Source organism: Teredinibacter purpureus (assembly GCF_014217335.1).
GTDB lineage: Bacteria > Pseudomonadota > Gammaproteobacteria > Pseudomonadales > Cellvibrionaceae > Teredinibacter > Teredinibacter purpureus.
In genome coordinates this window covers 3,385,538-3,406,146 of the sequence record NZ_CP060092.1, presented here as the reverse complement: position 1 = coordinate 3,406,146, position 20,609 = coordinate 3,385,538, and the positions used below count along the sequence as shown (strand labels likewise).

General features: G+C 46.3%; 13 protein-coding genes. 5 read left to right on the top strand and 8 right to left on the bottom strand.

Features of this window, described 5'->3' with window-relative positions:
- Window positions 1–124 precede the first annotated feature (124 nt).
- The gene (gene metH / locus H5647_RS14845) at window positions 125–3,826 is read right to left on the bottom strand and encodes a methionine synthase (RefSeq protein ID WP_045859664.1); all 3,702 of its coding nucleotides are present in this window, start codon (window positions 3,824–3,826) and stop codon (window positions 125–127) included.
- A gap of 407 nt (window positions 3,827–4,233) precedes the next feature.
- Here metH and nfuA point away from each other — a divergent pair, with 407 nt between their 5' ends.
- The gene (nfuA, locus tag H5647_RS14840; protein WP_045859662.1) at window positions 4,234–4,818 is read left to right on the top strand and encodes a Fe-S biogenesis protein NfuA; all 585 of its coding nucleotides are present in this window, start codon (window positions 4,234–4,236) and stop codon (window positions 4,816–4,818) included.
- A 109-nt stretch (window positions 4,819–4,927) separates the two neighbouring features.
- Here nfuA and H5647_RS14835 read toward each other — a convergent pair whose 3' ends face one another.
- From H5647_RS14835 to H5647_RS14820, 4 genes are all read right to left on the bottom strand, one after another.
- A complete protein-coding gene (locus tag H5647_RS14835; RefSeq protein ID WP_052692092.1) occupies window positions 4,928–5,338 on the bottom strand; it encodes a hypothetical protein in 411 nt (136 codons plus the stop codon).
- 467 nt (window positions 5,339–5,805) lie between these two features.
- On the bottom strand, window positions 5,806–6,873 hold the full coding sequence (locus H5647_RS14830) for a 3-deoxy-7-phosphoheptulonate synthase (protein WP_045859660.1): 1,068 nt from the start codon (window positions 6,871–6,873) through the stop codon (window positions 5,806–5,808).
- 152 nt (window positions 6,874–7,025) lie between these two features.
- Complete coding sequence (locus tag H5647_RS14825; RefSeq protein ID WP_045859656.1) at window positions 7,026–10,535, bottom strand: UvrD-helicase domain-containing protein; 3,510 nt, start codon at window positions 10,533–10,535, stop codon at window positions 7,026–7,028.
- A gap of 3 nt (window positions 10,536–10,538) precedes the next feature.
- On the bottom strand, window positions 10,539–13,277 hold the full coding sequence (locus H5647_RS14820) for a PD-(D/E)XK nuclease family protein (RefSeq protein ID WP_045859654.1): 2,739 nt from the start codon (window positions 13,275–13,277) through the stop codon (window positions 10,539–10,541).
- Between the two features lie 518 nt (window positions 13,278–13,795).
- Between H5647_RS14820 and trmH the strand changes: the two genes are divergently transcribed.
- Window positions 13,796–14,503, top strand: a complete 708-nt coding sequence (gene trmH / locus H5647_RS14815) for a tRNA (guanosine(18)-2'-O)-methyltransferase TrmH (RefSeq protein ID WP_082087074.1) — start codon at window positions 13,796–13,798, stop codon at window positions 14,501–14,503.
- Window positions 14,504–14,909: 406 nt separating this feature from the next.
- On the opposite strand, the gene H5647_RS14810 is transcribed toward trmH, so the two are convergent.
- Window positions 14,910–15,242, bottom strand: a complete 333-nt coding sequence (locus H5647_RS14810; RefSeq protein ID WP_045859653.1) for a hypothetical protein — start codon at window positions 15,240–15,242, stop codon at window positions 14,910–14,912.
- Between the two features lie 61 nt (window positions 15,243–15,303).
- Window positions 15,304–16,188 carry an acyl-CoA thioesterase gene (locus tag H5647_RS14805; RefSeq protein ID WP_236074913.1) on the bottom strand — a complete coding sequence of 295 codons (885 nt, stop codon included), beginning with the start codon at window positions 16,186–16,188 and terminating at the stop codon, window positions 15,304–15,306.
- 114 nt (window positions 16,189–16,302) lie between these two features.
- On the opposite strand from H5647_RS14805, the gene H5647_RS14800 reads away from it, so the two are divergent.
- Window positions 16,303–16,923, top strand: coding sequence for a DUF4823 domain-containing protein (locus H5647_RS14800; RefSeq protein ID WP_045859652.1), 621 nt, complete (start codon window positions 16,303–16,305; stop codon window positions 16,921–16,923).
- A 22-nt stretch (window positions 16,924–16,945) separates the two neighbouring features.
- Here the strand turns inward: H5647_RS14800 and H5647_RS14795 are convergent, their stop codons facing one another.
- On the bottom strand, window positions 16,946–18,571 hold the full coding sequence (locus tag H5647_RS14795) for an electron transfer flavoprotein-ubiquinone oxidoreductase (RefSeq protein ID WP_236075066.1): 1,626 nt from the start codon (window positions 18,569–18,571) through the stop codon (window positions 16,946–16,948).
- A gap of 280 nt (window positions 18,572–18,851) precedes the next feature.
- On the opposite strand from H5647_RS14795, the gene H5647_RS14790 reads away from it, so the two are divergent.
- Window positions 18,852–19,604, top strand: a complete 753-nt coding sequence (locus H5647_RS14790) for an electron transfer flavoprotein subunit beta/FixA family protein (protein WP_045859650.1) — start codon at window positions 18,852–18,854, stop codon at window positions 19,602–19,604.
- Window positions 19,601–20,536 (top strand): electron transfer flavoprotein subunit alpha/FixB family protein, encoded by a 936-nt coding sequence (locus H5647_RS14785; RefSeq protein ID WP_045859649.1) that lies wholly within the window; start codon window positions 19,601–19,603, stop codon window positions 20,534–20,536. Before H5647_RS14790 ends, H5647_RS14785 begins: the two co-directional genes overlap by 4 nt.
- Window positions 20,537–20,609: the final 73 nt, after the last annotated feature.

Here is a 20,609-nt window from a genome sequence, read left to right as displayed (position 1 = left end):
GCTTGATTGTAGGTGTATATCTGGATTGGGCACTAAAGAATGGGTTTTGTGTGATTAAAATCCCATTCTTTAGTGTGTTTTGGCGGGTGTTTTTACTTGTTCTGCTTTTGCCTCACGGGCTTGTCTAGGTGTCGTAATGAAGGATCGATTGTAACCATCTTTCGAGTGTTTCAATGCTCATACCTTTACGCTTAGCGAGGGAGTCTATTTGATCTCGCGTAATGGTCCCTACGTTAATATAGCGAGCGTCAGGGTGGGCAAAATACCAGCCTGATACCGATGCGGCCGGATACATGGCAAAGTGTTCGGTAAGTGATACTCCAATGGATTCTTCCGATTGTAGCAGTGTAAATAATGTGCCTTTTTCGGTATGGTCAGGACAAGCCGGATAACCCGGTGCTGGACGAATACCTTGGTATTTTTCTTTGATGAGTTCAGTATTGCTGAGTTTCTCATTATTTACGTACCCCCAGTCGTCAACTCGCACTTGTTGGTGTAGGGTTTCTGCTAGCGCCTCTGCCAGCCGGTCTGCCAGTGCTTTTACCATGATGGCGTTATAGTCATCATCTTTATCCTGATAGTGTTTTGCGAGTTCGTCGGCACCTATGCCGGCAGTAACCGTGAATCCGCCTATATAGTCTGTATAGCCTGCGGTTTTAGGGGCAATAAAGTCAGCGAGAGAGGTTAACGGGTTGCCCTTATCCGTTTTGTCTATTTGCTGGCGAATATGGTGCAGGGTTGCTATAGCGTTTCCATCGCTATCGGAAACTTCGATATCATCGTCGTTAACTGTATTGGCGGGCCAGAAACCATAAACCGCACTGGCGCGTAATGATTGGTTGCGGATAATCTCTTTTAGTAATGCTTGAGCGTCTGCAAATAGCTGTGTGGCGGCTTCACCAACAACACTATCGGTAAGGATAGCGGGGTATTTACCACTAAGATCCCAACTGATAAAAAAGGGCGTCCAGTCGATGAAGGGTAGTAGTTTTTCAAGCGGATAGTTTTCTATTATTTTGGTGCCGATAAATTGCGGCGTTGTCGGCTTATAATTATTCCATTCCAGCTGTGTTTTGTTGCTAACGGCTTCAGCGTAGGGCATAGGTTTACGTACAGACGTACGATTTCTTCTGCGCTCACGGACTTTTTCGTAATCTGCCTGTGTTTTTTCGTAGAAGGCAGGGCGCGCGTCGTCAGACATTATTTTGGACGCTACACCTACTGCGCGAGAGGCGTCCGCAACATAGATAGCTTGGTTTAGAGTGTATTTAGGATCGATTTTGACGGCGGTGTGCGCTTTTGATGTTGTTGCACCTCCAATCATAAGTGGCAGGTTAATGTTCTGACGTTCCATTTCGCTAGCAACAGTTACCATTTCGTCTAAGGATGGTGTAATTAAACCTGAAAGCCCAATGATGTCACATTTTTCTTGTACGGCGACTTCCAGTATTTTCTCGCAGGGTACCATTACACCTAGATCGACAATTTCAAAATTGTTGCACTGAAGTACGACACCGACAATATTTTTGCCTATATCGTGAACATCGCCTTTAACGGTGGCCATCAGAATCTTACCGTTCGATTGAGTCTCGCCTGTTTTCTCAGCTTCAATGTAAGGTTGTAACCAGTTCACCGCTTGTTTCATCACGCGAGCAGATTTTACGACCTGCGGTAAAAACATTTTTCCTGAGCCAAATAGGTCGCCGACGACGTTCATGCCATCCATCAAAGCGCCTTCGATTACATCAAGAGGGCGATTGGTGTTGAGCCTAGCTTCCTCCGTGTCTTCGTCGATAAAGTTAGAGATGCCTTTTATCAGTGCGTACTCTAATCGTTTGTTGACGGGAAGCTCCCGCCACTCGAGATTTTCGGTTTTTGCTTGTGTCTGGCCGTCACCACGATATTGTTCTGCGACAGCGAGCAACGCTTCTGTGCCTTCGGGTGTCCGATTGAGAATAACGTCCTCAACGAGTTTGCGTAGTTCTTCGGGAAGGTCATCGTAGATGGCGAGTTGTCCGGCATTGACAATGCCCATGCTCATTCCAGCTTGAATGGCGTAATATAGGAAGACGGAGTGAATGGCCTCTCGAACAGGGTTGTTACCACGAAAGGAAAAAGAGACATTACTAACACCACCGGAAATACCTGCGCCCGGTAGATTTTTTCGTATCCACTGGGTTGCTTCAATAAAGTCTACGGCGTAATTGTTGTGTTCATCTATACCTGTTGCAACCGCAAAAATATTAGGGTCAAAAATAATATCTTCTGGATGAAATCCCACCTCTTTGGTGAGGATGTCGTAGGAGCGTTTGCATATTTCGATTTTTCGAGCGGCAGTGTCGGCTTGGCCTTTTTCGTCGAATGCCATCACGATTACGGCAGCACCGTAAAGCCGACATAATTTGGCACGCTCCAAAAATTCAGCCTCGCCTTCTTTAAGGCTAATGGAGTTAACAATGGGTTTGCCCTGTATACAGCGTAATCCAGCTTCAATAACCTCCCATTTGGACGAATCCACCATTATGGGCACGCGTGCAATATCAGGCTCGCCGGCAATTAAGTTTAAAAACTTGGTCATGGCCGCGACGGCATCGAGCATGCCTTCGTCCATGTTTATGTCGATTACTTGGGCGCCTTCGGCCACTTGCTGCTGTGCAACTTCTAGCGCGGTATTGTAATCCTCTTCAAGAATTAAACGTTTGAATCGAGCGGATCCGGTGACATTGCATCGCTCGCCTACGTTTACAAATAAAGAATCGGTGTTGATATTGAACGGTTCTAGGCCTGATAGTCGGCAGGCGGAGGGCGGGGTAACAATTTTTCGTGGCGAATAAGGGGTAACGATTTTTGCTATAGCGGAAATATGCTCAGGAGACGTGCCGCAGCACCCGCCAATGATATTAAGGTAACCTTTCTCCGCAAAACCGGCGACAATTTCGGCCATTTCATTTGCGGTTTGATCGTACTCGCCAAACTCGTTTGGTAAACCAGCATTAGGGTGAGCCGAGACAAAGCAGTTTGCTATGCGCGATAGCTCTTTTACGTAAGGCTCTAGCTCTTTAGCGCCTAACGCACAGTTAAGGCCGATTGATATTGGGTCTGCGTGGGCAAGTGAGTTGTAGAAGGCTTCTGTGGTCTGGCCGGATAAGGTGCGCCCAGAAGCGTCTGTAATTGTGCCCGATATCATTATGGGAAGTTCTGAACCTATCTCGACAAAAACCGATTTAACGGCAAAGATAGCGGCTTTAGCGTTGAGTGTATCGAAAATCGTTTCGATCAAGATAATATCGGCGCCGCCTTCAATAAGCCCGCGGGTAGATTCTGAATAGTTTTCAACAAGCTCTTCAAACGTAACGTTTCGTGCGCTGGGGTCATTTACGTCTGGTGATATAGAGCAAGTGCGGCTGGTTGGCCCAATAATACCGGCAACCCATCGCGGTTTTTCTGGTGTTTGGCGTGTTGCGTCGTCGGCGGCTTCTCGGGCTAGTTTGGCTGCCTGTACGTTTAGTTCGTAGCTTATATGCTGGGTATCGTAATCGGCTTGCGAAACCTGCGTAGCATTAAACGTATTGGTTTCTAATATGTCGGCGCCAGCGTCTAGATAGGCTTTATGGATATCACGAATAAGGTTGGGTTGAGTGAGGGTGAGTAAATCGTTGTTACCCCCTAAATCTTTATGATGTGCTGCGAAGCGCTCGCCTCTGTAGTCGTTTTCTTGCAACTTATGCCGTTGAATCATTGTACCCATCGCACCATCAAGGATGAGAATTCTGTCTTTTAATGCCGTGCGGAGTAATTCAGCGCGTTTCAGTTGTTCGGGAGACATAAGTTACCTGTGACAAACGTAGTAAGTGAAAATGAAATTTTTGACGGGCTAGGGCCGTATTGCCGCCCCAACATCTATATCGAAATATATTGATATAGATGTTGGGTAGTGAATGCTACCAGATTGACGTTTAAATCACACGCCTATTTGATTAGGCTCGCGCCTGCGGCTAGCGGGCGTAAGTATAAGTGATTCGGGTGTAACCGCGGCACCTCGGTTGTAATTAAATTAAGCCTCTGCGCCCGCTCGATAAAGGAACTCGTATTTGTGAGTGGGTAGTATTTTGGGGGTGTGGTTATGTACGACAGTACAGAGAAGGACTATTTTACATTTTCATTGAAGGGGATTTCGGCTACCATACCCTACTAATTCACTCGGGTATTAACCTGGCCATTTTAGGGACTTCGATGTTAAATGTAACTATCACGCCATCGGCACAAAGCTATCTTAAAGAGCTTCTTGATAAGCAAGAATGCGAAGGTATTGGGATTAGAATGTTTGTCTCTAGCCCGGGCACTCCGCAAGCTGAAACGTGCATTGCTTATTGCCGCCCAGGTGAAGAAATTGATGATGACATTACGCTCGATCTGAACGGCTTTACGGCTTATTTTGAAGGTCGAAGCGTGCCATTTCTTGATGAAGCAAAGGTTGATTACTCTTCCGATAAGATGGGTGGGCAGCTTACTATTCGAGCGCCAAACTCTAAAATGCCGAAAATAAGTGACGACAGCCCTATTGAAGACAAAATAAATTACGTTCTCCACAATGAAGTTAACCCCGGGTTAGCCTCTCATGGGGGTAATGTTAGTTTGGTTGAGGTGACCGAGGATCATTATGCCATTTTACAGTTTGGCGGTGGTTGTCAGGGGTGTAGTGCTGTCGACATGACGTTAAAAGAGGGCGTTGAGAAATCTTTAGTTGCTAAAGTTCCTGAGTTAAAAGGGGTAAAAGACGTTACAGACCATACGGATAAGTCTCAAGCTTACTACTAACTGTTAGTTTAGGGGATGGTGACACTTCTTCAGCAATGAGGTGTTTTGTGAGTAAAGGAGAGATGTACACCGACAACCAGCGTTGTTACTTTGTCGGTGTACACAGTATTTAGACGTCGTTAATTAATTTTTCGCTGTGTTTCAGCATCATCTCTACGAATTCATACTGTGGCGTGCCGTTTAAGGCTGATCGTCTGCAGTCGATAATCATGTCATTTGCCCATTCAACATCATAGCGGTCCATTTCAATGGCGCCGTCTTCAGTTCGGCAAAAACCAATTAAGATTGTTCGATCTGCTTCGGAGTGGATGACTGTCTGAACGTTCTGAAGAAACTCCTGCAGTGTCACAAAGTCGGTTATTTGATCGCAAAGCTCCATTGGTGCAAATACGTAGTCGAACCCAGACATTTCCGCGACGCGGATATCAAACCAGTCTGCAACGGTATCGTAAAGCTCGCCAAAAGGTTGGGATATGGGCGCCGTGGTTCTTGTGTAGTTCTTTTCCGTGAGGGTGGTCATGAGCGTACCCCGTAGTCTTGTTGAGAACTGACACACTCCTTGTTGTATCTTTTCTGATGAATTGATTTTTATTGTTTGTTTCGCTTTAGCCGATAAATACCATAACTAAACCTATTAGTGGTCACCCATCGGTTATGCTAATGAGAAATTAACAGCAACTAGCGCGTAAATCCACTACTTTTGGCTGGTTTAGATCAAAAAATGAGTGTTTATTATACGTTAAGAAAGGAACGGTATACTGCTGGTGGTGTTACTGTCTATCTCGGTCGCTCAGTGGTTTCGGTTAATGCAAATAATAACAGGGGGTTAGGCCCTATTTGTAAAGTCATTTCTAGGTTTTAACAGGAAGGGAGGGGGTATAGAGTGGGCGAGGCTGTTCCTCAAAGGCAACGGAAGGTTAGTTATAAGAAAACGATGAGCACAAAAAACGGGCCATGTAGGCCCGTTCTCGTTAGGTGTGTCGTGGTTTAGCGCTTTCGGTTCGGCAGTACGGAAGTAAGCTTCTCAGCGGAGCTTAAGATAACTGTCTCGGTGGTTTCCCAGTCGATACAGGCATCGGTTACCGATACGCCGTACGTTAATTCGCTCAAGTCTGCGGGTATTTTTTGATTGCCTGGGCCAATGTTACTTTCAATCATAACGCCCATGATGGATTTGTTGCCTTCCAGTATTTGGTTGGTTACGTTATCCATTACTAATGGTTGGAGCTCATGATTTTTGTTTGAGTTAGCGTGGCTGCAGTCGATCATAATGTTGTTGGCGACTTTACCGCCAATAAGCTCTTTCTCGCATATTGCAACACTGACAGAGTCGTAATTGGGCTTGCCATTACCGCCTCTTAATACAACGTGTCCATAGGCATTACCGCGCGTTGTAATAACAGATACGGAGCCGTGTTTGTTGATGCCGAGAAAACGGTGAGCACTGGAGACTGATTGAAGTGCATTGATTGCAACAGTTAAGCCACCGTCGGTACCATTTTTAAAGCCAACAGCACAGGATAAACCGCTAGCCATTTCACGGTGTGTTTGAGATTCGGTTGTACGTGCGCCGATAGCAGACCACGTAATTAAATCTTGTAGGTATTGCGGAGAAATAGGGTCGAGTGCCTCGGTGGCAGTAGGTAAACCCAATTCGGCGATATCGAGTAATAATTGACGACCTACGTGTAAGCCTTCGCCAATTTTGAAGGAGTCATTCATATGGGGGTCGTTGATCAACCCTTTCCAGCCTGTTGTTGTACGAGGCTTTTCAAAATAGACACGCATAACGATGTATAGCGAGTCTTTAACCTTCTCGGCCAGTACTTTTAAGCGGCGAGCATAATCCATTGCAGCTTCTGGGTCATGGATAGAGCAGGGGCCGATAACCACGATTAATCGTGGATCGCTACCATCTAAAATATTACGTACCGTTTCGCGGCCCAAATTTACGGTGTTTAAAGCTTTCTCTGTAAGAGGGAGCTTTTCTTGTAACTGGGCAGGCGTAACTAATACTTCCTGAGAAACTACATTTAAATCCTGGATATTTGACATAGGTGTATCCGAGTTCATTCATTACTGGGTTTTAGCTTCGAAAACGCGTCAGCGGTACTCAGCTGGTGATCATCATTGTGTCCGTATTGTACTGGATTCAATTTGCAAATTGGGTGATTAGGCCGATAAAAAGTAACAAACTATAAGATCTATCAGGGTAAGCTAACTTCGACCAACTCACAGAGCCGAGGAAAATAAAGCGCAGCCTTGTATTGCTTTACCTCTTTACGTTGCGTGTTTTTATCCAGTTGTCGTAATAATCCCGTATAAAAAGCGAGCTGGGTTTTATAGCGGGCAATTTCTGCTGCATAGAAGGCTTCTAACTCAATATTTTCTTTTGGGACGGTGCTTTTATAATCAATTATCCAGCGCGTTCCTTCTTTATCAATAAAAGTTCGGTCAACAATTGCAAGTTTTGGTGGTTGCCCGTAATGAAGCTGATATTCACTTTCACTTGCGTGATGTTCGTTGCTCAACACCCATACACCTTTGGGATCTTGTAAAACGGTGCGTACCGTGTCTGCTAGTAGGTTAAGTGCCGGTGGAATGATATTCGAATGAACACCTAGTTGAGATAGCTGCGCGGCCCAGAAGGGCTTGGCCTGGCTTATACGGTCTTGATCCCACTCGACTAACCCGTCTTTTTGAAGTTGGCACAATATTCTATGTAATACCGTACCCGTTGCAGCAGCGTGCAGGTGGGTGTCATACGCGCCGTCAAATACACTAAGCTCGGTGTTATCGTAAGACTCTGGCAGCCAGTTATGATGCGTTTCGAATTGTAATATTTCTGACGGGGGCGTTAGTGGTAACCGAGGGATTTGCTGGTTCTGTGGTGCGTGCGCCGAGCCTTCCGGTACCGGTACCGGTTGCGTTGCTGTACCAGAATTGATCTCCATCACCAGTGTTGACTGCAGGGTAGGCCATAACTTAGCGAGCATGGACGATTTAATGGGCGGTTTTACTGCGTCTGTTTCTTCGGATTTATCGTCACTGGAAAGATTGGCCGTTAACACTAAGCGGTGTTTTGCTCTTGTGCAGGCTACATAGAGAAGCCGACATTCTTCTAGTGTTTTGCGTCGCTTAGATTCTGAGCCTAAAAGTGCGGTCAGTGGATCTTTTTTATCAGCATCTGAACTTGAAATGGGGCTAAGTAACAAATCGATGTTGTGTTCAGTGTTTAGGCGTTCGTGCCAGTAAAATAGCTCAGCTGAATCGCCCCTGCTTTGTTTGTCTAGAGAGGGTAGAAAAACCGTATCGTATTCTAATCCTTTCGATTTGTGCATAGTGAGTATTTGAACGGCATTTTCAGTCATGTCGGGTTGCGCATATAATTTTTGTAAGGCCCGTACAAATTGTTTAGGGTCGTCGATACCCCCATGAGATGAGTGACGACTTAATAGCGAGAAAAAAGCATTAGCATCATGTTGATGGGTTTCATTCTCGAGCGTTTCTGGCCCGCCCAAGCGGAGCCAGCAGGCTTCTACAAGTTCTCTGCAGGAGCGTCGCTGATATTGATTGCTCGCGTGCAGAACGCCATTGGCTAAACGTTCTAAACACGCTAGCCCGTCGCTGGAAAGTGTATTGTTTTTGAGCGCTAGTTCAATTCTATACACGATGGACGAGTGTTTTTCGTCAATGTTTATGGGGCGATACAATGACAGAAGGTCGATGTTGTTGAGACCACACCAAGGGCTGCGCAATAGTGTCAGCCAGTGGATTGGCGACGAGGGATCTTCGAGTAACAACGTTAACGCCAATAAATCTTGGATGTGTTGACGAGAAACGAGTGGGTCGATGTCGACGGCACTATAAGCAATATTACGTTGGCTTAACGCGGGTAGGATAGCGTTTAGGTGGCTTCTCCCGCGCACCAAAATGGCGATACTGTCGTTAGGGAAGCGTGAATAGAGTGCTTCAATTTCCGTTGCTATGTAGTGCGCTTCTGTCAGTCGGTTTTCTTGATCGATAAAACCGACTGCACGAACATAGCTCGTATCGGCGTTTGTTGTTTTTTCAGCGGCCATTTCTGTGTTGGAATTAAAGCCTGACGAGGGCGTATAGCGCACGGCACCGAGCGTTATATTGTCCTCTTGAGGGAATGCAGCTTGAAAATGTTCGTTAACCCACTGAATGATGGTGTCGGTCGATCGAAAATTAACACTAAGGTCAACGCTCGCACAGGGCTTTCCAGCGAGACCATTTTGGCGTACATCTAAAAAGATGCCTACATTGGCGTTTCTGAAACCGTAACAAGACTGCATGCCGTCACCCACGACGAACAGCGTTTTGTCTGGGTCTGAATCCCATTCGCGGGTGAGTAGTTGTAATAACGACAATTGTGAATGAGAAGTATCTTGAAATTCATCAATCAAAATATGTTTTAGCTGGTAGTCGAGTTTCAGTGATAAATCGGTAACGTTAGTGAACCCACCCAATGCGGTACGAGCACTTTCTGAAACCTCGACAAAATCGACAGCGCCAGATTGTTGAAATATCAGCTTTAAATGTGCAACGAGTAAAGGCAGCAGCGCCATTAGGGCAGAGAGTACCGCCCATTGCTTTTGTGAGTACTCGAGTGAAGGGAATGACGATATTAAGACGAGATTGTCTAAGATACTCGGCTGAGTAGCGAGCTCATTTAAAAGGGCAACATAACGTTTTTTCTTCGCTGTAAATTCCGCTTTTTGTAGTTTGTCGCCGGTTGGAAAACCGTGACGTTTGTCGACGCGTTTTAGAAATGTCTGCGTCGACGATGCTAACGCAGACTTTGCGAAAGGTTGCCAGAAAGTGGTCAATGCGTGCTGAGTATTATGTGCATCAGGAAAGCAGGTCACCCCCGCTAAGACGGTTATAGCTGAGCTTGCGTCTGTTTCTTGCATGTTAGTGCCCGCGAAATCGAGCAGTTCACACAAGTCGCTTTCATACGGAGCTAATTCTTCTTCAAGCTCGCGGAGTATGTCGCACGCCCAGCGCTGCAGGTTGGTTTCCAGCAGGTTACGTATGGCTTGCTCATTAGTTGGGTTGCTCGATTGATATATGAGGGGCAGCCATTGATCGCGGGTATAGAGTAGTGAAACGAGCAAACTGGCTAATCGATCTAAATCGCCACCCAAATGGTTGAACAGTGTGTGCAGAGCCTTTGGCCAGCCATGCGAATGGCAATCCTCAAGCAGCGAGCGAACGGCCGCGCTAAACGCTGCGGTGGCGTCCTCGCTAATGGCGGGGTTGGCCCCCATCTTACTCATCAGTGGCATTTGTTGCGTTAACGTTCGACAAAAACCATCAATGGTTAACACCTTTAGCCGAAACGGCATTTTCTCCAATTGCCAGTTACGTTGTTGATTGTTGTCGGCTGCTTTTTTTGCGAGCTGCATTAATTGGCGCTTATGCGGGTCAGCAAGGCGATCAATATCGTAGTGACTTAGCTGTTGAGCCTCCGTCAGTGCACCCAAAATTCGCTCGCGCATTTCTTGTGCGGCCTTACGGGTAAACGTAATACATAAAATTTCTTCGGGTTTATCGCTGTAAGCGAGTAGGTTAAGTACTCGCAGTGTCAGTAATCCCGTTTTGCCTGAACCGGCTGGGGCCGATACTGCAAACGACTCGCTAATATCCAGTGCCGCTTCTCTAACCGCGTAATCAATAGGTTTTGTCGTCATAAGTTACTCCGACGGCTCGGTGGCAGATTGGCCGACGAATCTAGTGCTGGGGGCTAAGTGGGTGTAATAATTCACGATGACAGGATTGCGTTCAATATTGACGCTGTAGCCCGTGGCAAGCGTGTGAGTGTAATGTTCCAAAATAGATGTCCACCAAGTATAAGTTTGTGTCCAATCTGCGGGTAACTCATAGCGATTGAGCGTAGCGGGGGGGTGAATACCGTGTACGGGTGTTGCGAGCTCTCCAATACCAAGATAACGACATTGATTGGGCCTTATCTCACAATAACCTATAGCTGCGTGCGGGTTTGTAGTGTCTATACAGGCGTAGAGCGGAAGTTGTGGCTCGCTAAGCAGCTGTTTTTGTATATTAGCTAAGTTACTCGAGCCGGTTTTGTAGTCGATGACGAATGTTTCATCACCAATTTTATCTATCCGATCGAGCTTAAGCCTGTACTGATATCCAAGGAATTCTGCGGTCGCGTCTGACTCGATGGCCAGTACGCAAAAGGCTCCTCTTTCTCTATCCATTTGTATGGCGTTGTTAACGAGTAAACATATCTGGGTTTTGTACGCCTCTAGGTAGTCACCGCTTATGCTTAAGCGATGTCGATAAATATGCTGATGAATGATGTCATCGCAATGGCGTTTCAAAAATGTCTGAACGTCGTCATTAGATTTTGCAGCCAAATTATCAGAGTTTTGGCAGTCCTCCCAAAAAAGCGCCAATAGCTGATGGATCAAGGTGCCTTTAATAAACGCAGGAAAACCAAATTGGGGTTCAACATTTTTAGGGATACCTAAGCGGTAGGTTGCAAAGGCGTAATAGGGGTTGGCGATGTGGAGCTGGAGATGGTAGCTCCCGCCATCAATGACGCTATTGAGTGGGTAGGGGGTGGTGTAGGTAACGTCAATAGTTTCGTAGTGCGTAGCTGCGTTAGCTGCGTTAGTGACATAGGCATCGATGAGGTTAGATAGGTGGTCAGGCTCTATAGGCGTTAATTGCGCATTATGTTGCGGAATGATAGGGCTTAGTTCTTGGGGCTGATCTTGGGTGTCGTACAAATGAAAACTATATTCAAGCGCGGGATTACATTCTTGGTAGGCGCACAGCAAGCTCTCCGCATATTCGAGTTCTCGTTCAGGCGTAGAGCGAGGCGTTTTTACCTTATCTTGCAAGTGATAGGGAATTAGCGCGTTGGGTTGAGGGGGCGCAGGAAAATTAGCGGCGGTCATGGCGATCATTCTGCAGTGCGCAAACTGCATTCCCGCCCCCTCCATAAGGCCGAGTACTTGTATGGGGCGAGGGGGTAGTTGCACGTGGAATGATGTCTTGGAGGCTAAATCTTTTAGCAGGCTCATAAACGCGTTAAAGCGTATTCTGCCGTTTGATCGAGTCTGTTTCGAGTGCGCCGATAGCGAAGCGTAACCCGCGAGCTTGTCGAGTAAAGCCATAAAATTTTGTACGGCTTGATACTCTCGGCTGTTGAGTGTGACATGCCCCGGCCAGCCTAAATTTTCGAGTAACGAGCACATAACCTTTTTGCCGTCTTTCAAATCAAACGATTGATAGCGTTGTCGAGTGTCTTTTCTGAACGTGGATACGCGATCATGATCAAAAGGGTGCTCATTGTTTTCTCGAGCTATGGCGGTTTCTACAGAGGAGAGTAAATCAATATAATCAGCATTTGACACATCAAAGCTAAGTCGTTGCGCTAGCTGTTGGCTAACTCTATGCCTCGCTTCTGATCTTCCCAGCCCCCAATAGCGACAGAGATTGAGTTTTTGAACTAACTCGAGTTCTAGCCGGTTTTCAGCAAAATTGGCTAGCTCAAAAATGGCATGAATAATAGGCTCATCACTAAGCATGTGGCTCAGTGAAATATCATAAGGTACATTCGCAAATTCGGCGTCAAGATTGGTGATAAAACCGGGGTCAAAAACGCGGTTAAAACCTTGTTCAATCTCTGTATGTATCGTAGCGAGATTGGGTACGATAATAGCTATTTGTTCGTTTGGCTCCAATTCACCGAGTAGCGATTGACACCACTGCGCAGCATGCTCTATTTCCTGTTGAAGCGACGAATATTGAGTGATAGGCGCTGTAGCGTTAGACGGTTGAATGTACTGCTTTAGTTGAATATCTGTACTTAGAGCGGATAAATTCTGTTGCCAAAGAGGGCTAAGCTCTACAAAGCCATGCAGCCGTATGGACGCTGGCTTGTTTATACCGTTGTTCTGTATAGCGTCACCCACAATTTGGATGGCGTCATCTTTCAATAGGCCATTGCACAGATTAAGTGAGCGAGTTAAGTAATCGAGGCTAGAGGCTAGGAACTTGGTTTCAATATTATTGAATTCGTTAAGGTCATTATCGTTGAGCTGCCAATGCGCCATTAATGAACGCGCTTGCATAAGCTGCTCAATCATTTGCTTTTTATTGATGAGCGAGCCCAGCGCAATACCGTGCAGTTCTAAATGTTGTTCAAAATCAGGGTTGTTCAGTATTTGTAGCCAGAGAAAGTACTCTTCGTGGTCGTTGAGTAGGCGTTTGTCTGTACCAGGGTAAGCTTTATCTTGTAGCGTTAACCAAATGTCATTAAACCAGCGTTCCAGGCTCACAATATTGGCGGCTGGGGTTACCGATGCTGTACGGGGTAACAGGCCGCCTAAAGACGTGGAGACAAGATGTCGTTGTAATCGGTCATTCGCCGTTATTACGATTTGTTCGATGGGTTTCATAAATGTATTGTTCAAGCGTGTAGTTGGCTTAATTAAAGAGAATAAAAATTACAGGGTTATAACGAAATACTTTGGCGCAAATTACCGCAGCAATATACGCCACATCTTTAGCTGGTTTATTTCAGTTGTGTGACTATGAGCCCTAGAGCGTAAGTAGCGACTAACGTTTTATTCACACCCATAAAATTACCTGTAGAAATTTGCGCCACATTGCACAAAAACCGCACGTAGAGAGCAAAAAAGCCTTGGTAAAGCCCCTAACTTATTGATAAATAACAATAAATAGAAATTGATCGCAAAATGATCAATCTGAAAGGCGTCGAGTATTTCTGGGCTTCTTAAGGTTTTTCCCAAGCTCTATCCACTAACTTATCCACAGGAAATGTGGACAACCTACACGTCTTGATTGGCATGTTTATGAACACTTATGACTTATAAATGAAATATGGCCTTAGATTATTTTATTTTAAGTCAGAGAACCTCTATTCTTGCCGAAAATAACGATAGGAGAGTCTCGTATGACCCCAGAGCGCCTTCGGCGAATCCGTTCTGTGCTAGATCAACGCCAGCCAGACTTAACCGTGATTACTGACGAAGTCCATAAAGGCCGTAACATCTCCGCCATTGTACGCACATGTGATGCGGTAGGGGTGGATACCATCCATTGCGTTATGCCTGAATTCGGCTATCAAACGTACAGTGGTGCAGCAGCTAGTGCAGACAAGTGGGTTCAGCAGAAGCACTATTCAACGGTAAGCGAACCCATTTGCCAATTAAAAAATGTGGGCTTTCAGGTTATCGCGGCAAACCTGTGTGAACAATCTGTTGATTTTCGGCAAATAGATTACACCAAACCGACGGCATTGTTGTTGGGTGCTGAGGTTAACGGTGTGAGTGCTTATGCTCGTGGTGAGGTGGATCACAATATCGTTGTGCCGATGGTAGGAATGGTTGAATCGTTTAATGTGTCGGTAGCGTCGGCCGTCATTCTAATGGAGGCGCATCGACAGCGCACAGAAGCAGGCTTGTACGACATACCCCGCCTTGAGCAAGGTCTTTATGACGATCGTTTTATGCATTGGGCTCACCCAAAAATAACAGCCTATTGTAAACAGCACAACCTTGAATACCCGAAGCTTAGAGATGACGGTGAATTAGAAAACCCGCCGGCATGGTATGCAAACGCAAGGCGTATAATCGCTACTCGAGAGAAAAGTGACAGGTAAATTTTTGACAATAAAAAAAGCCCGGCGTTTCTGGGGGGAGAGCGCCGGGCCAGGACCATTAGGAGTGAAACATTAAGGAATAAATCCTTAACGAGCTACAGGAGCTCTACCGGTAACACTGACACTTGGGGGGATGAGTGATGCCGGTACATACAAGTATCGGTGATATTTCGTGTAATTCCACTTTTAAGGCGGCTTATTTTTAAATCATTTCTTAATAGTTGGATCTCTATTTTAAATGCAAAGCTATATGTTTTTACAATAAAAAGGTGCGAGTTAGCATTGCCGCAGGCTGGCCGGTTAGCGGGTATTTAGCCATTTTAATACGAAGGCGATGGAGGGGGCCGGTTTGGCGGTACGGGGCATTATGTCAGAGCATAATGCCTAAAGAGTGCCTAGAGAGTTTTCAGTTAAATTCAAACAAATTGACTACAGGCGGAATAGCGGTTTGCAATTGTTTTGCCGTCGTTGTGCGCGGAAACCATTTTTCAATATTATTTTGAATCTGTCTTAAATTGGCATTGCTCGAATGAAAAGCACTTGTTACAGGCTCGTAGGTCATAGCGTGGTCAGAAATACTAAGTTTTGCCAGTTCGTTGAGTTCACCGAATAGGGTAGTTACTAAGTCGAACATACAATCTTTACGATGAATATCGCTGGTTTCCCAGTAGGCGTTATTCAGTGCAGCTAATAATTCTTCTAATGAATGTATTGCCTCAGCTATGTTTATTCGATTCATGTTGTACCGCTCACCTGTCTTAACTTTAATAAAGTATAGACGTCGGCAGCGATCTGTAAGGTTAAACCTGTCGAATTAAGCCTTCTTGTGCGGTTGTGAGTATGAGTTGTCCTTCTTTTGTAAATAGACTGCTGTGAGCGAACCCTCTCCCAGCACCAGCCCAAGGGCTATAGCTATGGCACAGTAACCATTCGTCGGCGCGAAAGTCCATGCTGTGGAACCACATGGCGTGATCGACGCTTGCAGGAAATATGTCGGGGGAAATAATGGATGTCCCGTGGGGTAAGAGCGCCGTGGCTAATAGCCCAAGGTCAGAAGCGAATGCTAGGACGGCGCAGTGCCCTATTTTGTCTAGCGATAGCTGTTCTCGCGTTTTTATCCAAAAATAGGCTTCAGCGGGTCGGACTTTAGTCGAGGTAAAAAGATCGTCATCGACAGGCAGTAGGTGAAAGGGGTTCGTGGTGGCGTGACCTTTATCTGGAGCGGGTAAAGGGTCTTCACTGCTTGGGGGTGAGCGTTGTTCCAATAATGCCTCAGGCATAGGAATACCCACAGGAAATGTCGTTTGGTGATGAAAACCCTCTTCGGGGTAGTGAAATGACGCCGACATATTAAAAATGGGTCGACCAAACTGACGAGCAACAACTCTTCTGCTTATAACAGAACGACCATCGCGGACTTTTTCAACATCGTAAATGACGGGGGCATCACTTTTACCGGCCCTTAAAAAATAAGCATGTAGTGAGTGCGGCAGTGTTGGTCCACGTGGATCGTCTTGTGTTCCATGGCAGGCCAGTAATGCTTGGCTGAGAACCTGCCCACCAAACAGTGTCCCCTTAAAGTTTTCTTGGTGGTGCCTGTTTCGAAAAAGGTTCGAATCGAGTTTTTCTAGGTCGAGAATTTGCTCAAGATAAGACTGCATAAAAAAACCTTCAATAATTTGCATTTACCGCCGATAAAACGTTAACAAACGCTATTTTTGGGTCTTGTTAAGCTCGCTATCCCTCAAGCGGCTAATGAGATCGATTGATTACATATAACGGTCTTGTAAGGATTCGATATGTTGATTGGAGCTGTTAAACATTGGTACTGCTTTATTACTCTTTGTTTTCTCGGGGGGTGTACCGCGTCCTATACTGCGTCAGTTGTTGATAAGAGTCTTCAGACGTTACGCTTGTCAGAAAAACATGAGATAGATCATCAGCAAAGATGGCGTTTGGATACCAAGACACCGCTATTTATAGCGAAACCAGGTTACCCTTATACTGTGAATAGCGGTAAGCTCGAATATAATCGAGCCCGGTTATCCCTATTGAGTGCATTAGAGTCGGCTTTTATAAAGCACTATCCGCTTTCCACTGCGTCAATGGCAACTTTCACACTTGAACAGGCACTGAATGCCGCTAGTCATAACGGAAGCCGGATACTGGTGTACCCGCGTCTAATTGACTTTCTTCAACAAGAGCCCCTGAGCCAGCACTCGTCTTTATTGGGCATCTACAATACACAATTTCAAATATTGTTGGTCGACGTTCATACTCATAAGATACTTAATTCTAGCCTCGTTACTAGCCGCTCGAATTACGGGTTGACAAAAGACCATGGGGCGCTTTATTTATTCGAGGGCGCTACGGAACGCTATGTTCAACAGCTCGCTGGTCTGTTTGCCGGCGAGCCATAAACCTCTGTTAGTTTATAAACCGCTACATGTTGGGGTAGTTGGGGCCGCCGCCACCCTCAGGCGTGATCCATGTAATGTTTTGTGAAGGGTCTTTTATGTCACAGGTTTTACAGTGCACGCAGTTTTGTGAATTGATGTTGAAAACGGGAATACCGGCTTCATTTTTGATTACTTCGTATACGCCGGCGGGACAATACCGCTGAGCCGGCTCATCAAAAATTTTTAAATTGTGCTCAATTGGGATTGCTGCATCGTTTAGTTGCAAGTGACAGCGTTGGTCCTCTTCGTGGTTCGTGTTCGATAAAAATACAGAGGAGAGTTTGTCAAAACTCAGTACGCCATCCGGTTTTGGGTAGTGAATGGGAGTGCATTCACTGGCGGGCTTTAATGTCTTATGGTCTGGCGTGGTGTCACGCAATGTCCACGGTAAGTGCCCGTTGAATATGTTGATATCGACAAATGCATAAGCGGAGCCGATAAGGTTTCCCCATTTGTGTTGGGCAGGGCCAAAATTGCGTTGCAAATGGAGCTCTTGAAAAGCCCAGCTTGCGTTAAAACTCGCGGTAAAGGTATCGAGTTGAGTGTTCTGCAGGCCATTGCCCAAGGCGGAATGAATTGCTTCAGCGGCTAAAAGACCTGATTTCATTGCCGTATGAGAGCCCTTGATCTTGGCAAAGTTCAGTGTTCCGGCATCATCACCAATAAGTAACGCGCCCGGGGCAACCATTTGAGGTATTGCCTGTATTCCACCTTTGGTTAAGGCGCGCGCACCATAGGCAACGCGTTCTCCACCTTCCAGGTGAGCTTTAATGATGGGATGGTGCTTGTAACGCTGAAACTCATCGTAAGGGCTAACGTGAGAGTTAAAATAAGAAAGGTCAGTTATAAGCCCAACGGCGACTTGTTGATTTTCTAAGTGGTAAAGAAAACCACCGCCATGTGACTGGCTTTCGTTGAGCGGCCAGCCGGCAGTATGAACAACCAAGCCTGGCTGGTGTTTATCTGGCGATACTTTCCATAGCTCTTTTATACCAAGGCCGTAGTGCTGTGCATCGGCGGCTTTATCAAGATTGAAATGATGAATTAATTGCTTTCCAAGGTGCCCTCGGGAACCTTCGGCAAAAATCGTATATTTTGCGCGCAGCTCCATGCCTTCCATATAAGTGTCTTTTTCTGAGCCGTCTGACGCAACGCCCATGTCACCGGTAATAACTCCCGCAACCGTATTGCTGTCCGTAAGCAGAAGTTCAGCGGCAGAAAAACCGGGAAATATTTCTACTTCTAACTGTTCAGCTTGCTCCGCTAGCCAACGACAAAAGTTACCCAAACTAATAATGTAGTTACCATGGTTGCGCATGGTTTTCGGTGCAAGGATACTCGGAATTTTAAAAGCGGAGGCTTCGCCACTTAACAAATAAAGCTGATCGTTTTTAACAGCAGTATTGAGCGGGCATTGTCTTTCTTGCCAGTCAGGAAACAATTCCTGAAGCGCGCGCGGTTCAAAAACAGCACCGGATAAAATGTGACCGCCTACCTCTGCGCTTTTTTCGACAACACATACACTGAGGTTTTTATCGAGTTGTTTTAAACGGCAAGCCGCGCTCAGGCCTGCTGGGCCAGCGCCGACGATAACAACGTCGTACTCCATAAATTCTTTTGCCACGATAAGCCTCTTTTATAGTGGGTGGTGAAGTATAGGGCGCAGTAAACCGTGCGACCAATACCAAAAGCTGGCGTAGATTCTATCATTTGCGATCAGTAAGTTCGCGACGTAAACAAACTTCGTCGAAAACACATAACCCGTGCATTTTTTTAGGTTTTACGCTTGTTCAGCACGCGACAATAGCATAGCCTTCGATTACCTTGCCTATAATCATAGACAAACAGAACCTCCCAAAACGAAAAGATAGTTGGAGTATAAAATTACCATGAAGATTTTGGTGCCAATCAAGCGTGTTGTCGACTACAACGTTAAAGTCCGGCCTAATTCGGATGGAAGTGATGTCGATCTCACCAACGTTAAAATGTCAGTCAACCCATTCTGTGAAATTGCTGTTGAAGAAGCTATTCGCCTTAAAGAGGCGGGTAAAGCCAATGAGGTTGTAGTTGTGAGTGTCGGCCCGACAAAGTCACAAGAGCAGTTGCGTGCAGCCATGGCGTTAGGCGCAGATCGTGCCATTTTGATCGAGACAACAGAGGCGTTGGAGCCACTGGCCGTTGCCAAGTGCTTACATTCTATTGTTGAAAAAGAGCAGCCGGGTTTAGTTATTCTGGGTAAGCAATCTATTGATGGTGATAACAATCAAACGGGGCAAATGTTGGCCGCGCTGTGTGGCTGGGGGCAGGGTACCTTCGCCTCAGACGTGTCGGTAGAAAATACTTCCGTCACGGTTACTCGAGAAATCGACGGTGGCTTGGAAACCGTCGTTTTGCCATTGCCCGCTGTGGTTACCACTGATTTACGGCTTAACGAACCGCGTTTTGCCGCGTTACCTAATATCATGAAAGCCAAGCGTAAACCGTTAGAGGTACTGCCGGTCAGCGACTTGAATATAGACACAGCCCCAAGGACAACGCTTCTTGCGGTTGAGTTGCCCGCGCAACGTTCGGCCGGCATCAAGGTGGCCGATGTTAGCGAGCTTGTTGAACGATTGAAGAATGAAGCAAAGGTGATTTCATGAGCGTATTAGTTCTTGCCGAGCACGATAACCAAACCCTTAAACCGGCCACTCGACATACCGTTACAGCGGCGCTCCAGATCGATGCCGACGTACATTTATTGATCGTGGGCAACGGCTCTGATTCTGTGGTGAGTGCTGCTGCTTCACTGCTCGGTGTTGCTAAAGTAATCGTTGCCGCAGCGCCTGCATTGGAGCACCAGCTAGCGGAAGATGTTGCACCCATAATCGCAACATTAGCGGATAGCTACACTCATGTGTTGGCCGCCGCCACAACCGCGGGTAAAAACACATTGCCACGTGCGGCGGCGTTGAAAGACTGTCAGCCATTATCCGATGTTATGGCTATTGACTCGGTAGATACGTTTAAGCGCCCTATTTATGCGGGGAATGTTATTGCGACTGTTAAAAGTAACGATGCCATTCGGTTTCTCACCGTTCGCGCTACGGCTTTCGATGCGTGTAATGATACCGGTGGGTGCGCAGCCAGTGAAATGCTTGAGACGCAAGGCTCGCAAACATTATCGTCGTTTGATAGTCAGCAGTTGGCAGAGTCTGATCGCCCAGAGTTAACCGCCGCCAAAGTTGTTGTGTCAGGTGGCCGTGGTTTACAAAATGGCGATAACTTTGAGTTGTTATACACTTTGGCCGATAAGCTTGGTGGTGCCGTTGGTGCGTCTCGAGCGGCTGTTGACGCTGGTTTTGTGCCCAACGACATGCAAGTGGGGCAAACAGGGAAAATTGTGGCACCTGACCTCTACATAGCCGTTGGTATTTCGGGAGCGATTCAGCATTTAGCGGGCATGAAAGATTCGAAAGTGATTGTCGCCATCAATAAAGATGAAGATGCTCCTATTTTCCAAGTTGCTGATTACGGCCTTGTAGGTGATTTGTTCGATGTGTTGCCAGAGCTAACAGCAAAGATAAGCGAATAGCCTGCTACCTCTCACCCGAATGAGTATTTAGCTCGTTCAGGCCATTGCTCCTGCTTAACTTGTTACTGTCGTT

Excerpts from the sequence above, each read along its gene's own strand:
- H5647_RS14820 (WP_045859654.1), bottom strand. The coding sequence starts at position 13,277 with ATGAAACCCATCGAACAAATCGTAATAACGGCGAATGACCGATTACAA.
- H5647_RS14795 (WP_236075066.1), bottom strand. The coding sequence starts at position 18,571 with ATGGAGTACGACGTTGTTATCGTCGGCGCTGGCCCAGCAGGCCTGAGC.
- H5647_RS14825 (WP_045859656.1), bottom strand. The coding sequence starts at position 10,535 with ATGACGACAAAACCTATTGATTACGCGGTTAGAGAAGCGGCACTGGAT.
- H5647_RS14805 (WP_236074913.1), bottom strand. The coding sequence starts at position 16,188 with ATGCAAATTATTGAAGGTTTTTTTATGCAGTCTTATCTTGAGCAAATT.
- H5647_RS14835 (WP_052692092.1), bottom strand. The coding sequence starts at position 5,338 with ATGACCACCCTCACGGAAAAGAACTACACAAGAACCACGGCGCCCATA.
- H5647_RS14800 (WP_045859652.1), top strand. The coding sequence starts at position 16,303 with ATGTTGATTGGAGCTGTTAAACATTGGTACTGCTTTATTACTCTTTGT.
- H5647_RS14810 (WP_045859653.1), bottom strand. The coding sequence starts at position 15,242 with ATGAATCGAATAAACATAGCTGAGGCAATACATTCATTAGAAGAATTA.
- trmH (WP_082087074.1), top strand. The coding sequence starts at position 13,796 with ATGACCCCAGAGCGCCTTCGGCGAATCCGTTCTGTGCTAGATCAACGC.
- H5647_RS14790 (WP_045859650.1), top strand. The coding sequence starts at position 18,852 with ATGAAGATTTTGGTGCCAATCAAGCGTGTTGTCGACTACAACGTTAAA.
- nfuA (WP_045859662.1), top strand. The coding sequence starts at position 4,234 with ATGTTAAATGTAACTATCACGCCATCGGCACAAAGCTATCTTAAAGAG.
- H5647_RS14830 (WP_045859660.1), bottom strand. The coding sequence starts at position 6,873 with ATGTCAAATATCCAGGATTTAAATGTAGTTTCTCAGGAAGTATTAGTT.
- metH (WP_045859664.1), bottom strand. The coding sequence starts at position 3,826 with ATGTCTCCCGAACAACTGAAACGCGCTGAATTACTCCGCACGGCATTA.
- H5647_RS14785 (WP_045859649.1), top strand. The coding sequence starts at position 19,601 with ATGAGCGTATTAGTTCTTGCCGAGCACGATAACCAAACCCTTAAACCG.